This window comes from Citreicoccus inhibens, from assembly GCF_019039035.1.
Taxonomy (GTDB): domain Bacteria; phylum Myxococcota; class Myxococcia; order Myxococcales; family Myxococcaceae; genus Citreicoccus; species Citreicoccus inhibens.
In genome coordinates this window covers 203467-217381 of the sequence record NZ_JAHNZT010000006.1, presented here as the reverse complement: position 1 = coordinate 217381, position 13915 = coordinate 203467, and the positions used below count along the sequence as shown (strand labels likewise).

10 protein-coding genes are annotated in these 13915 nt (G+C 70.5%); 8 read left to right on the top strand and 2 right to left on the bottom strand.

The window, feature by feature from the left end; translation table 11 throughout:
- The first annotated feature begins 11 nt into the window (after positions 1 to 11).
- From KRR26_RS10845 to KRR26_RS10820, 6 genes are all read left to right on the top strand, one after another.
- The gene (locus KRR26_RS10845; RefSeq protein ID WP_217079772.1) at positions 12 to 668 is read left to right on the top strand and encodes a 2-hydroxychromene-2-carboxylate isomerase; all 657 of its coding nucleotides are present in this window, start codon (positions 12 to 14) and stop codon (positions 666 to 668) included.
- Between the two features lie 13 nt (positions 669 to 681).
- Positions 682 to 1329, top strand: coding sequence for a hypothetical protein (locus KRR26_RS10840; RefSeq protein WP_120202976.1), 648 nt, complete (start codon positions 682 to 684; stop codon positions 1327 to 1329).
- 69 nt (positions 1330 to 1398) lie between these two features.
- Positions 1399 to 2595 carry an acetyl-CoA C-acetyltransferase gene (locus KRR26_RS10835; protein WP_120202975.1) on the top strand — a complete coding sequence of 399 codons (1197 nt, stop codon included), beginning with the start codon at positions 1399 to 1401 and terminating at the stop codon, positions 2593 to 2595.
- Positions 2596 to 2642: 47 nt separating this feature from the next.
- On the top strand, positions 2643 to 2855 hold the full coding sequence (locus KRR26_RS10830; RefSeq protein WP_120202974.1) for a hypothetical protein: 213 nt from the start codon (positions 2643 to 2645) through the stop codon (positions 2853 to 2855).
- Between the two features lie 144 nt (positions 2856 to 2999).
- A complete protein-coding gene (locus KRR26_RS10825; RefSeq protein ID WP_120202973.1) occupies positions 3000 to 3197 on the top strand; it encodes a hypothetical protein in 198 nt (65 codons plus the stop codon).
- Between the two features lie 142 nt (positions 3198 to 3339).
- Positions 3340 to 4053, top strand: coding sequence for a rhomboid family intramembrane serine protease (locus KRR26_RS10820; protein WP_321202747.1), 714 nt, complete (start codon positions 3340 to 3342; stop codon positions 4051 to 4053).
- A gap of 51 nt (positions 4054 to 4104) precedes the next feature.
- On the opposite strand, the gene KRR26_RS10815 is transcribed toward KRR26_RS10820, so the two are convergent.
- On the bottom strand, positions 4105 to 5745 hold the full coding sequence (locus KRR26_RS10815) for a sigma-54-dependent Fis family transcriptional regulator (RefSeq protein ID WP_120202971.1): 1641 nt from the start codon (positions 5743 to 5745) through the stop codon (positions 4105 to 4107).
- A 144-nt stretch (positions 5746 to 5889) separates the two neighbouring features.
- Between KRR26_RS10815 and KRR26_RS10810 the strand changes: the two genes are divergently transcribed.
- Both KRR26_RS10810 and KRR26_RS10805 read left to right on the top strand, forming a co-directional pair.
- Positions 5890 to 6732, top strand: coding sequence for a dioxygenase family protein (locus KRR26_RS10810; protein ID WP_217079771.1), 843 nt, complete (start codon positions 5890 to 5892; stop codon positions 6730 to 6732).
- 34 nt (positions 6733 to 6766) lie between these two features.
- Positions 6767 to 7390, top strand: coding sequence for a YceI family protein (locus KRR26_RS10805; protein WP_120202969.1), 624 nt, complete (start codon positions 6767 to 6769; stop codon positions 7388 to 7390).
- A 97-nt stretch (positions 7391 to 7487) separates the two neighbouring features.
- On the opposite strand, the gene KRR26_RS10800 is transcribed toward KRR26_RS10805, so the two are convergent.
- Positions 7488 to 13865, bottom strand: a complete 6378-nt coding sequence (locus tag KRR26_RS10800) for a DUF6982 domain-containing protein (RefSeq protein WP_217079770.1) — start codon at positions 13863 to 13865, stop codon at positions 7488 to 7490.
- Between the last annotated feature and the right edge of the window lie 50 nt (positions 13866 to 13915).

Sequence of the window (13915 nt, the reverse complement as noted above, 5' to 3'; positions counted from 1 at the left end):
GAGTGCCCGCCATGGCGAACGCCCCGCTGCGCTTTTATTTCGACTACATCTCACCCTACGCGTACCTCGCCTGGGCCCGGATGCCCGCGCTGGCCGCGCGGCACGGGCGCGCGTTGGAGCCGGTGCCCGTCCTCTTCGCGGGGATGCTCAACGCGCTGGGCAACATTGGCCCCGCGGAGATTCCGCCCAAGCGCGTGTGGGTCTTCAAGCAGACGTTCCGGCTGGCCCATGACTTGGGCGTGCCCTTCGCGCCTCCGCCCGCGCATCCGTTCAACCCGCTGCTCGCGCTGCGCGTGACGGCGGCGGTGGACGAGCCCGCGGCGCGCGAGCGGCTCATCTCCGCGCTCTACGCGGCCACCTGGGGCGGCGGCACGGGCATCGAGACGCCGGAGCAGGTGAGCGCCGTCATCGCGTCCGCGGGACTGGATGCCCCGGCGCTCCTGGCCGCGGCGCGCACGGACGCGGTCAAGGAGCGCGTGCGCCGCGAGACCGAGGCGGCGTTGGCGGTGGGCGCGTTCGGCGTGCCCTCGGTCCTCGCGGACGGCGAGCTGTTCTGGGGACAGGACTCGCTGGGCCACCTGGAGCAGTTCCTGCGGGGCGAGGACCCGCTCACCGCCGCGGACCTGGCGCGTTGGCAGCACCTGCCCGCGTCGGCGTCCCGGCGCTGACGGTCGCCCGCGCATGCACGTCTTCACCCAGCTTGGCATCGTGCTCGGCGGCCTCGTGCTCGCCGGCGTGCTCTTGTCCCTCAACTTCTGGCGGGCGCTGCTCTACCTCTTCCCCCGCAGCGTGCGGGTGGAGGCCGAGGCCCCCGCGGACCAGATGGCGCTGCCCGAGGCGCTGCGCCCGCTCGCCCGGCAGTTGGAGGCGCTCGGCTTCGTGGCGCTCGGCAGCCACGAGGAGAAGCCGCTCCTCCAGCGGGCCAGCCGCTCCTACGACTGGGCCCACCCCACCGAGCAGGTCTTCGCCACGCTCCACGAGGGGCGCCAGGGCGCGCCCCGGCTGTACCTGCTCACGCCCCTGGCCCCCGAGGGCTTCGTCATCACGGCGGACTACCGCCGGCCCGCGCTGGACCTCCCGGGCCGCTACCGTTCGGGTTCACTGGACGACGCTTCCCCCGAGCGCCTGCTGAGGGCCCACGCGCGGCGCCTGGAGGGGCTGTCCCCCACGGGAGACTTCACCTGGGAGGGCCGCGTGCAGGCGGGGCGTTCCTGGTATCAGGGGCTGGGGCGCCATGAAATCCGCCGGCAGAACCTGCAAGGGCTGTTGTGGACCGCCATCGCGCTTGCCATCGTCGCGAGCGCCTTCCTGGGGCGGCGGGCTTCCTGACCCGCCCCTCCCGGGACACCCACGGCGCGCGTGCACCGCGCGCCCCACGAGAGTAGGTAGACGAGCACCATGAAGAGCGTGTCCAAGTCCGAGGAGATCTTCTTCCTGTCCGGCAAGCGCACCCCGTTTGGCACCTACGGGGGCAGCCTCAAGGACCTCAGCGCCACCGACCTCGCGGTGGAGTCCGCGAAGGCGGCCCTCGCCCAGGCGAAGGTGGCCCCCGAGCTCATCGAGCACGTCGTGTACGGCAACGTGGTCCAGACGAGCGCGGACGCCATCTACCTGCCTCGGCACGTGGGCCTGCGCTCGGGCGTGCCGGTGCCGGTGGGCGCGCTGGGCGTCAATCGGCTGTGCGGCTCGGGGTTCCAGGCCTTCGTGACGGCCGCGGAGATGATGCTCACCGAGCAGGCCGCGTGCGTGCTCGCGGGCGGCACCGAGTCCATGAGTCAGGCGCCCCACGTCATCCGCGGGGCCCGCTGGGGCCTGCCGCTGGGCAAGGGGGGCCTGGAGGACATGCTGTGGACGGCCCTGACGGACAGCTACACCGGGCAGGCCATGGCGCTCACCGCCGAGCAGCTCGCGGTGGACTACGCGCTCACGCAGGAGCAGGTGGACGAGTACGCGGTCCTCACGCAGAAGCGCTTCGCGGCCGCGCAGGAGGCCGGGCGCCTCAATGACGAGATTTCCGCCGTCACGCTCAAGGGCAAGAAGGGCGACACGGTCGTCTCCCGCGACGAGCACAACCGTCCGGAGACCACGGTGGACACGCTGCGCAAGCTGCCCAAGGTGTTCAAGAAGGACGGCGTGGTGCACGCGGGCGCCGCCAGCGGCATCTGCGACGGCGCGGGCAGCATGGTGATGGCCACGCGCGGCTTCGTGGAGAAGCACGGCCTGAAGCCCATGGCCCGGCTGGTGAACTGGGGCATCTCCGGATGTGACCCGAAGGTGATGGGCATCGGACCTGCGCCGGCCATCCGCAACCTGCTGGCGCGCGCGCAGTGCAAGCTGTCGGACGTGGACCTCTTCGAGGTCAACGAGGCCTTCGCGCCGCAGTACCTCGCGGTGGAGAAGGAGCTGGGGCTGCCACGCGAGGCGACCAACGTCAACGGTGGCGCCATCGCGGTGGGGCACCCGCTGGGCGCCTCGGGCGCGCGCATCACCATGTCGCTGGCGTACGAGCTGAAGCGTCGCGGCGCTCGCTATGGTATCGGATCCGCCTGCATTGGCGGTGGGCAGGGAATCGCCGTGCTGATTGAGGCGCTCTGAGCGCGCGGGCGGGGTAGGCGGGACACGACTTCGGGACGGGACGTGAGATGAGCAACGAGGTGGATGCGAAGACGGCCCGCGAGCGGGCCAAGGCCATCGCCGAGCAGCGCCGCGCGGAGCGTCGCAACCGCAAGCGCAAGTGCGTGGTGTGTGGGGTGGAGGAAAGTGACAAGACGCCCCTCACGGCCCACCCGGAAGGCATCGGGCCCGCCTGCAAGGACGAGGTGGCCTGCCTGTCCCGCCGCGCCGCCGCGCGGTGAGCCCCCCGCCGCCTCCCGGGGCGGACTCGCGCGTGGGCGCGGGTGTGCGCAAGGCACGCCCGCGCCGGTTTGTCGGGCCCGTTTCTTGATGGTGGCGGGGCTTCGGTGTAAACGTCGAGAATCTCTGGTTACTCGAGGGTCGGAATGGCCGTTGCCAGCTTCACGGGAGTCAAGGTGTTCTCCACCACCCTCGCGCGTGACCGCGAGAACATGGGTGAGAACATCACCAAGTGGCTCAAGGAGAATTCCCAGGTCGACATTGTGGACAAGGTCGTCACCCAATCCTCCGACAAGGAATTCCACTGCCTGACCATCACGCTCTTCTACCGCCACAAGGTTTGAGCGGACGGACCTGTCCCGGCGGACAGGGATTCTCGAGGGCGCTTTTGCTCCGTTCATCCGGAGTGAGGCGCCCTTCGTCGTTGTGTCGTTTGGGGTTGCGAAGCGGGCGACCTTCCACCAACTTTGGGCGGCTATGCGACCGATGAGGAGCTTTGGCGGGGGCGGTGGTGGGTTTGGCCTGCCCAGCCTGGAGACGCTGTCCGCGAAGCTGGCGGTGGCGCTGGTGGGCATCTCCGCGCTGTACATCGCCACGGAGCACGGCCAGGGCACCTTGCTGGTGCTGCACCCGGCGGACGTCCTGGGGCGGTTCTACCTCTGGCAGCTCGTCACCTATGCCTTCGTCACGCCGGACGTGCTGGGCATCCTGTTCGGCGCGCTCATCATCTGGTCCATCGGGGGCTTCCTGGAGTCCACGTGGGGCGGCCGGCGGCTGCTGATGGCCTCGGTGGGAATCACCACGCTGGCGGGGCTCCTCACCTGTCTCTTGGCGCTCGTGACGCCGCTGGCGGGCGAGTACGCGGGTGGGCGCATCTTCACCACGGTGCTCTGGGTGGCGTACGGGCTCGTCATTGGCCGAGGCCAGACGAACTTCTGGGGCATCCCGTTGTCCGGCAACGTGTTCGCGGCGATTGGCGCGGCGTTCACGGTGCTGCAGCTGCTGCGCGCGCCGTGGCAGTACTTCGCGCCGGACATCTTGAGCCTGCTGCTCGTGTTCGCCTACGTGCGGGGCGGCAGTCCGCGCCGGCTGTGGCTGCACCTGCAGCACTGGCGCCTGCAGCGGCAGCTGCGCGACCGCTCCAAGCACCTGCGCGTGGTGGAGCGGGACCGCAAGGATCGCGACCAGTTCCTCAACTGACGCGGCCGGGACGGCTGCCTCGTCCGCACAGCCCCGCGCGGCCGGGGGCGCTCAGTGCGCGGCCTCGGCGTGGCCGTACTGCTTGAGCTTCCGGTAGAGCGTGGCCACGCCGATGTCGAGCTGCTCGGCGGTGCGCGCGCGGTTGCCGTCATTCCTCGCCAGCACCGCGAGGATGTATTCCTTCTCCATGTCCTCCAGCCGCCGCGGGTCGCCGCTGGGAATCAGGCTGGGCGGCGCGACGCGGACCTCCTCGGGCAGGTCATCGCGCTCCACGCGCGGGCCCTCGCACAGGGCCACGGCGCGCTCGATGGCGTTGCCCAGCTCGCGCACGTTGCCCGGCCAAGGGTAGCGCAGGAGTTGATCCGCCGCGTCGGGCGAGAGTCCGGACACCTTGCGCCCCAGGCGCTCGGCGGCCTCGGCGAGCAGCAGCCGCGCCAGGGGCAGCACGTCCTCGCGGCGCTCGCGCAGGGGCGGGATGCGCAGCTCGATGACGCGCAGCCGGTAGTAGAGGTCCTGGCGGAAGCGTCCGGCGCGCACCTCCTCGGCGAGGTCCCGGTTGGTGGCGGCCACCACGCGCACGTCCACCTTGCGGTGGGTGTTCTCGCCCACGCGGCGAACCTCCTTCTCCTGGAGCGCGCGCAGGAGCCGGGCCTGCATCGTCGCGGGCACCTCTCCCACTTCATCGAGGAAGAGGGTGCCGCCGTGCGCCGCCTCGAAGAGGCCGGCCCGGTCGTTGGTGGCGCCGGTGAAGGAGCCCTTGGCGTGGCCGAACAGCTCGCTCTCCAGCAGGCTCTCGGTGACGGCGGCGCAGTTCACCGCGACGAAGGCCTTGTGCGCGCGGCTGGATTCATCGTGGATGAGCCGCGCGACGCGCTCCTTGCCCACGCCGCTCTCGCCGGTGACGAGCACCGTGGAGTCCACCTTCGCCGCGCGCCGCGCCAGCCCGAGCACGCGCTGCATCGACTCGGCGCGGGCCACCATCCCCGAGGGGTCCTCGCTCACGCCGGACACGCGGGCCAGGGACTGGCGCTTCGCGCGCAGCTTGCGCTCCGCCTGCTTGAGCGCGTCCGTCACCTGGCCCAGCACGCCCTCCATGCACTGCGTCTCGTAGAGGCGCAGCACCTCCTTGCACTCGGTGCTCCACTCCTCGGCGGGCCGCCCCACGATGCGGCAGTCCGCGTCGCCCTTGCCCACGCAGCGGACCTCGGTGCAGTAGATGGGCTTGCCGTTGCAGAAGCTCAGGTACCCCGAGGCGAAGCCCGTGAGGCTCCAGCACACGGGTTGATCCGCCAGCCCCAGGTGCAACAGGTGCTGCTCGGCTTCATAGGACTCGCGCCACTGCGCTTCCGCGAAGGGCTCGGGGCCGTCCTCGGGCTTGCGCTCCAAGCGCTCCACCAGCACCTGTCCTTGGAGGGTGTGCAGCCTGCCGCCCGCCCGGCGCCACTGCGACTCATCCGGCCAGGGGACGGCGGTCCGCATGGCCTCGGCCGTGCGCCAGCCGTGCGCGTAGCCCATGCGCGTGAAGATGCCGCGCGCCGCGGTCATCCCCAGCAACCCCACCAGCTCCTTGCGCTGGAGCCCGAGCGCCACCGGATCCATCAGCAGCGCCCGCTGACCCGCGAAGTGGATGAGCCCACCCCCTGGATCGAATGACAGCAGCTCCTTCAGGTTCAGCTCCAGCCTGCCTGCCACGTCGTCTCGCCCCCGGTCAGAGTGATGTGTCTGTCTATCGTTCTGAGAGGCTGGGTGCACGCGAGAACGCGGTCCCTCACGCGATTTCAACAGGTTGGAGCGTGAGGCGGGCGTGGTCTGTGGGTTGCAATCCTGGGGCTCGCGATGAGCGACGTGAGCAACCCCAGTGGACTTCTTCAGTCAGGCGGGCCGGCGGCCCCCTGGCGCCATGCTCCAGCGCTCTTCGTGTCGCATGGCTCGCCCATGGTGGCGCTGGACGCGGATGCGTATCCACGCGCGCTCCGGACATTCGGGGCGAGCGCGAGCCAGGCCCAGGCGCTCGTGGTGGTCTCCGCGCATTGGGAGACCGAGGGCGAGGTGGCTGTCACGTCGAGCGAGGCCCCGCCGCTCATCTACGACTTCTACGGGTTTCCCGCGCCGCTGTATCAGCTTCGCTATCCCGCGCGAGGCGCGCCGGGGCTGGCGGTGGACATCGTGGCGCTGCTGCGCGATGCGGGCATCCCTGCGCGCACCGAGCCGACGCGGGGGCTGGACCACGGGGTCTGGGTGCCATTGCGGCACGCCTTCCCGGACGCGAGCGCGCCGGTGGTTCAGGTGTCGTTGCCCGCGGACGCCGAGCCCTCGGAGGTGGCGCGGCTGGGCGAGGCGCTGCGGCCCCTTCGCGCCAGGGGCGTGGTGTTGGTGGGCAGCGGAGGGCTGGTGCATAACCTGCGGCGGGTCAACTTCCGCGCCAAGGAGGCTCCGGTGGAGCCGTGGGCGGGCGAGTTCGATGGCTGGGTGGCGAGCCGGCTGGCCGCGCGAGACTTTGGTGGACTTCAAGGGTGGAGGGGTGCACCGAATGCGGCGCTGGCGCATCCTTCCGCCGAGCATTTCTTGCCGCTTTTCTTCACCCTCGGCGCTTCTCTCCCCGAGGATGGAATCACCTCGGTCTTCGAGGGTTTCCATCACGCGACTTTGTCGATGCGCAGCTTCGCGCTGCGCGAATGAACCCGCTGTAGGCATTCCCCAAGGAGCACACCCCATGAAGCTGTTCATGAAGTCCGCCGTTGCCATGCTCGCGCTGTCCCTGCCGTCCGCCGCCCTGGCCTCGAACTGGGAGATTGACTCGTCGCACTCCAGCGCCGACTTCTCCGTGCGCCACATGATGGTGTCGAACGTGAAGGGCAGCTTCGGCAAGGTGACGGGCGCCATCAACCTGGACGACAAGGACGTGACCAAGTCCACCGTCGAGGCGACCATCGACGTCTCCACCGTCAACACCAACGAGCCGAAGCGCGACGAGCACCTGAAGAGCCCGGACTTCTTTGACGTGACCAAGTTCCCGACGATGACCTTCAAGTCGAAGAAGGTCGCGAAGGCGGGCGCGGGCAAGCTGAAGGTGACGGGCGACCTGACGCTCCACGGCGTGACGAAGGAAGTCGTCCTGGACGTGGATGGCCCGGCGAAGGAGTCGAAGGATCCGTGGGGCAACACCCGCTCGGGCGTGTCCGCGACCACGAAGATCAACCGCAAGGACTACGGCCTGGCGTGGAACAAGGCGCTGGAGACCGGCGGCGTGGCGGTCAGCGAGGAGGTCTCGGTCAGCCTGGAGATCGAGCTGACCAAGAAGGCCGACGCGCCCGCGACGGCGAAGGACACGAAGTAAGCCTCGCGAGTCTTCGGACCGCAGAGACACAAAGAGGGGCCTCGGTGACGAGGCCCCTCTTCTTTTTGGCCCGCGAGGCGGGCGCGCCGCCCGGCTGTCAGCCCTCGGCGACGGCCTGCACGCTGGAGCGGTAGATGAAGATGCGCGCGGTGTTGGTGCGTGTGTCGGCGGGGATGACGAAGAACCCCGGGATGGTGCTCTTGAAGTCGCGGGAGAAGCCCGCCACCTGGCGACCGTCATTGAAGGTGACGCGAATCTTCTGACCGTCCAACTGCGGCTGGCGCGCGCCCGCGGCGAGCATGAAGAAGATGGCCTTCACCCGCTTGCCCTGGATGCGCTCGGGGGCGAAGCCGCTCTGCTGCTCCAGGGAGATGACGTCATCCAAGAGGTCCAGGTCGCGGATGGTGCCGCGCTTCACCTGGCCTTCCACGGTGTGGATGATGACGCGGTGCTCGCCCTCCACGAACGAGCCGCGCTCCTCGAGCGTGAGGGAGGCGGCGGGAGGCGCGAACAGCGGCGGCTCGATGGCGCCGACGATGGGGAGCTCGGGCGGCTCTTCCTCGACGGCCTCGGGGGCCTCCTCGACGAGTTCGATCTCCGCCAGCTCCTGCTCCGCCTCCACTTCCTCTTCGACGAGCGGCGGGGCGGGAGGCTCCTCCTGCCAGGGCATCTCAGTGGTGGGCGCGGCGAACCGAGCCGTCTGCGGGGCGCCCCGCCACATGGGCTGCGCGGGTGGGGCGTTCCAGGTCGACTCGACGACGTCGACAGGGGTTGCCTCCAGGACGGGTTCGATCTCCACGGCGGGCTCGTGCCACTCGGGGGCCTGGACCGGCTCCGGCTCTGCCTCCGTGAGGGAGATCTCCTCGGACACAGGAGAGTTCCAGTCCTCGGTGGCCGCGACGGGCTCGGGCTCCGGCGTCACCCACTCCGGCTGAAGCTCGACCGTGCCGGAGGGCTCCGCGGGGGCGGACTCGGTCGTTTCCCACGCGGGAGCGGACTCCTGCGCGCTCCACTCCGAAGCAGCGGGCGCGGCGGGCGGGGCCCCCCAGGGCTCCGAGCCGGGTGCCTCGTGCGAGGCCCATTCGGTGGACGGTGATGCGCCGTGCGCGGCGGGGTTCTCCCACGTGGCCTCCGGCTCAGGCGCGGTGGGCTCGGCGGACGAGGCCCACTCGGGCTGGAGGTCGATGGGCTGCGCTTCGTCACGCGGCTGCGCCCATTCGGCCTGGGCCTCGGGAGCGGGCTGCTCCTCTGGGGTGGCAGCCCACTCGGGTTGAAGCTCGATGGGCGCGGTCTCGGCGGCGGGCGTCTCCCACTCGGGCTGCGCCTCGATGGCGGCCTCTTCGATGGGCTGATCCCAGGCAGGGGTGGCCGCGCTGGAGGCCTCGGCCGTGGTGGGGGCCTCCCACTCGGGCTGCGCGTCGATGAAGGCGACCTCTTCGGCGGGCTGCTCCCAGGTGGCGGACTGCACTGGCTGGACCTGCGTCGCGGCGCCCGTCGCGTTGGCGTGCGCCCAGTCGTTCTGCGCTGGAGCTGGGGCGCTGGCGGACTGTTCCCACTCGGGCTGCGCCTCGATGAGCTCAGGCTCCGCGGGCTGTTCCCACGCGGGCTGCGCTTCGAGCGGTGCACCCGCTGTGGCGGGTTGCTCCTCGAGCGTTACGACCTCGGCGGTGGGCGTTTCCCATTCCGGCTGAGCCGCGTCGGTCGTCTGAGCCCACTCGGGCTGCGCCGCGACGGACGTGGCCGAGGAGGGCTGCCCCCACTCGGTCTCGACTTCGATGGCGGTCGCGTCAGCGCTGGGCGTTTCGACGGGCGCGGCCACGGCTCCGGGCTGCTCCCACTCCGGCTGTGCCTCCAGTGTGGCGACTTCCACGTCGGACTGCGCCCACTCCGGCTGCGCATCGGACGTGGTTCCGGGCTGCGCCCACTCAGCCTGTGCCGTGAGGGGAGCTGCATCGGTGCCGGACTGGATTGCGGCAGCAGAGGCCTCCGTGGGCTGCTCCCACTCGGGCCGCGCTTCGAGGACGGCTCCATCCTCAGCAGGCTGCTCCCACGCCGGTTGAGCCGCAGCAGAGGCCGCGTCGGTGGGCTGTTCCCACGCCGCTTGCTCCGAGTTGGTGGGCTGTTCCCACTCGGGCTGTGCTTCGAGGACAGCCACGTCTTCAGCGGGTTGTTCCCACTCGGTTGGCACCGCGGTCGCCGCGGCCTCGGCGGGCTGCTCCCACGCCGGCTGGGTCGTATCGGATGCGGTTGCGTCGGGCTGCTCCCACTCGGGCTGCGCTTCGAGGACGGATACGTCCTCAGCAGGCTGCTCCCACGGGGCTTGCGCGGTCGGCGCGATGTCGGCGGGCTGCTCCCACTCTGGCTGTGCTGTCGTGGATGCAACTGCCTCGGACTGCTCCCACTCGGGCTGTGCTTCGAGGACGGCTACGTCCCCAGCGGGCTGTTCGGTGGTCGCTGCGGCGTCGGCGGGCTGCTCCCACTCAGGCTGTGCATCGAGGACAGCGGCATCCGCGTTGGGCTGTTCCCAGGTGGGCTGAGCCGTGGTGGCTGAGGCGTCGGCGGGCTGCTCCCATTCGGGCTGAGCCGTGGTCGCAGTTGCGTCGGCGGGCTGCTCCCACTCGGGCTGCGCATCGAGGACAGGGGCATCCTCGCTGGGCTGCTCCCAGGCAGGCTGAGCCGTGGTCGCTGCGGCGTCGGCGGGCTGCTCCCACTCAGGCTGCGCATCGAGGACAGCAGCATCCGCGTTGGGTTGCTCCCATTCGGGCTGAGCCGTGGTCGCTGCGGCATCGGCGGGCTGTTCCCAGGTGGGCTGAGCCGCAGTCGCTGCAGCGTTGGCGGGCTGCTCCCACTCGGGCTGCGCATCGAGGACAGCAGCATCCGCGTTGGGTTGCTCCCAGGCGGGCTGAGCCGTGGTCGCAGTTGCATCGGCGGGCTGCTCCCACTCGGGCTGCGCATCGAGGACAGGGGCATCCTCGCTGGGCTGCTCCCAGGCGGGCTGAACCGTGGTTGCAGTTGCGTCGGCGGGCTGCGCCCAGTCAGGCTGCCCTTCGAGAACAGCCACGTCCGCAGCGGGCTGCTCCCAGGTGGCTTGCGCGGTCGGTGCGGCTGCCTCGTTGGATTGTTCCCACTCCGGCTGGGCTTCGAGGGCAACGTCCTCCGCCTCGGTCGTCGCCCACTCGGGCTGCGCTTCGAGGCCAGTGGACTCCGCAGTGGGCGGCTGCCACGTGGATTGGGGGGCGGTGGATGCGGCGCCAGCAATCAGCTCCTGCTCGGGCTGAACTTCGAGCGGTGCTTCTTCTGCCGCAGACATCTCCCACTCGGGCTGTGCGGCGACCGGTGCCGCTTCGGTGGGCTGCTCCCACTCAGGCTGCGCATCGAGGATGGGTGCCTCCGTCGCGGGCTGCTCCCATTCGGGCTGTGTCGCTGCAACTGCGGATCCGGCGGGCTGTTCCCACTCAGGCTGCGCATCGAGGACGGGCGCCTCCGTCGCGGGCTGCTCCCATTCGGGCTGTTCAGCGTGAGGCGCGCCGTCGGTGGGCTGCTGCCACTCGGCCTGCGCTTCGATGCGCGCGGGCTCGGATGGATCGGACTGCCAGGTGGGGCTTGCTTCGGTGGACTCGACGGTGGCGGCGGAGTCCGTGGAGATTCCCCACGCGGATGGCGTGGCTCCGGCCTGGGCGGCTGGGGCGTCCCACTCCGGGTGCGCCGCAACAGCTCCTTCGTGGGCGGTCCACTCAGGCTGTGCTTCGGTGGCGTTCACCTCGGACGTGGGAGCTGTCCACTCGGCCGATGCTTCTTCCGGCGCGGCTTCCAGCGTGGGCTGCTCCCACTCGGGCTGCGCCTCGATGAGCTCCGCGTCGGGCGTCGCCGCGTGCTCGTGCGATGGGGCCTGCGTTGCCGCCTCGGTCCACTCGGCCTGAAGCTCGGTGGAGGCATCCGCCGTCGAGTCAGACGGGTGCCCCTCGGTGGTCGCGGCCGTGGCGGACCACTCGGTCGTGCTCGGCTCGCTCGGTGCATCCCACGTCGTCGCGGACGTCTCCGCTTCGGGTGAGACCCACTCAGGTTGCAGATCGATGGGAGACGCGTCCGCAGGCTCACCCTCGAGCGCCACGTCCGACGTCGCCGCCGCTCCGGCTTGGGCGTAGTCGAGGAATTCTCCCGCGGCGGCGAGCGGCACCGCCTCCTCGGGATTCCCGCTCAGGTCGAATGCATCCTCGATGGCCGGACGAGCCATGGCGTCCGGCGACTGCGCGAGTGTCGCCAGCGGGGCATGGTCGACGTCACCCTCGCCCACGTCGACGGTGTCGGCGTGGAGATCGGGCCCGACCTGCACCTCGCGGAGTTGCAGGGACGGCGGGTTCAACTCGAAGGGAGAGGTCGGCGCGCTCGGCGCTTCTGTCTCGCTGATGTCACCCGCGTCGAGGGCGATCTCTTCGGCGGAGCTCGTCGACAGGTCGGCGTGCGCATCGAACGAACCGACGGCCTCGCCGGAGTCCACGCCAGCCGCTGAGAGGTCCTCGGTGGCATCGAAAAGAGGTTGGTCGTCTGTGCCCGCGTGCACGTCCACCGATGCCGCTTCGTGCGCGGCGATGGACGCGTCGAAGTCCGCGCCGAGGCTCGTGGGCGCGCCGGACTCCACGGCTGTTGCCGCGAGTTCGGAGGTGTCCTCGGCCGCGCCGAGATCCGCGGAGTCGAGTGAGAACTCCTCGGAGGAGACCTCGGGTGAATCGTCGAGGGCACTCACCTCCGCGGAGGTTTCGAGCACCGCGCTCGCCGAGGCGTCCTCGTCCGACATGGAATCGAGTGGCTCGGCGTCGAGGACCTCGGCCGTGTCGCCTGAGAACTCCGTGGTTGCGTTGTCTCCGCCTGGCTGCGTCTCCAGAGGGTCCACCGCGAGCGGAGCCGCGTCCCACGCCGCATCCATGGGCGAAGGCTCACGCTCCTCCGCGAGCACAGGCTCAGATGCCGCGTCCATCAACTCAGCATCAACGGAGGCGAAGTCGGCCTCGGACGCCGTCGCGTCCATGGGCATCGAATCGACGGAGGCGAAGTCGGCCTCGGACGCCGTTGCCTCTGCGGCCGACGCGACGGAGGCGAAGTCGGTCTCGGACGTTGTCGCGTCCATGGGCAGCGCATCGACGGAGGCAAAGTCGGCCTCGGACGCTGTCGCGTCCATGGGCGTCACATCGACCGACGCGAAGTCGGTCTCGGACGCTGTCGCGTCCATGGGCGTCACATCGACCGACGCGAAGTCGGTCTCGGACGCCGCCGTGTCCATGGGCGTCGTGGCGGGGGCCACGGCCTCGGACTCGACCTCCATGGACAGCTCGGCGAACGATGCCTCCAGCGAGGACTCCGCGCTGGCCGGTGCCCGTGTCGCGCGCCCGGTGGACTGCGTGGCCTCGTCACTGACCGAGGAGAAGTCGGTCTCTTCCCCAGACTCAGCGCCCGGCTGCCCCGCACCCATCTCGGAGCTCAGGGTCTCGAAGGACGCGGACGGATCCTCGGCATGCGCCGCATCGGAGAGATCCGCGTCAGCGACCTCGAAGAGGTCCTCACCGGCCTCTTCCGCGGTCGGCGCCGGCAGCGCGGTCGGGGCCACGGCGGGCGCCATCCACGGGGCCGGCTCACTGAGCGCGGGGATGTCGACGTCGTCCGCGCTGAGGTCGAGGCTGTCGGTCTCCTGCGGCGCATACGCGGCCTGCTCGGGCGCCTGCTCCGGATAGCCCGTCCACGCCTGCTGCGCGTAGGCCCCGTTGGGGTCATAGGGCGCCTGGGACGGATCCACGTACCCCTGGTTCGGATCCACCGGGTACTGCGCGGCGTAGCCCTGGTTCGGATCGTACGGCTGCGCGTAGCCCGTGTTCGGGTCCACCGGGTACTGCGCGGCATAGCCCTGGTTCGGGTCGTACGGCTGCGCGTAGCCCGGGTTCGGGTCCACCGGGTACTGCGCGGCATAGCCCGGGTTCGGGTCGTACGGCTGCGCGTAGCCCGTGTTCGGGTCCACCGGGTACTGCGCGGCATAGCCCGTGTTCGGGTCGTACGGCTGCGCGTAGCCCGGGTTCGGATCGTAACCGCCCTGCTGTTGCGGCCAGGCCTGGGCGGGGTAGGGGTACCACTGGCCATCCTGGCCGTAATAGCCCTGCGGCTGGGCGTAGGCCTGGGGCTGCTGCGCAGGGTAGGGGTACCACTGGCCATCCTGGCCGTAATAGCCCTGCGGCTGGGCGTAGGCCTGCGGCTGCGCGTAACCGGCGGGGTAGGGGTACCACTGGCCGTCCTGGCCGTAGTAGCCCTGGGGCGCGGGTTGCTGCCAGTCCTGGGGCGCAAGGACGGGCTCACCTGTGGGCGTGTCGCGGATACCCAGGAGTGCACGCAGCTCTGCCCAGCGAGCCTCCTCTTCGGGAGACAGGCCTCCCAGCTTTCGCCTCTCGTCGAGGAAGCGAAAATCTTTCATCGCGGTGCGCGTGTCGGACATCCGTCACCTTGCTGCGGACAGCACACGGCTTGGATTCCCGCCGCAGCGAA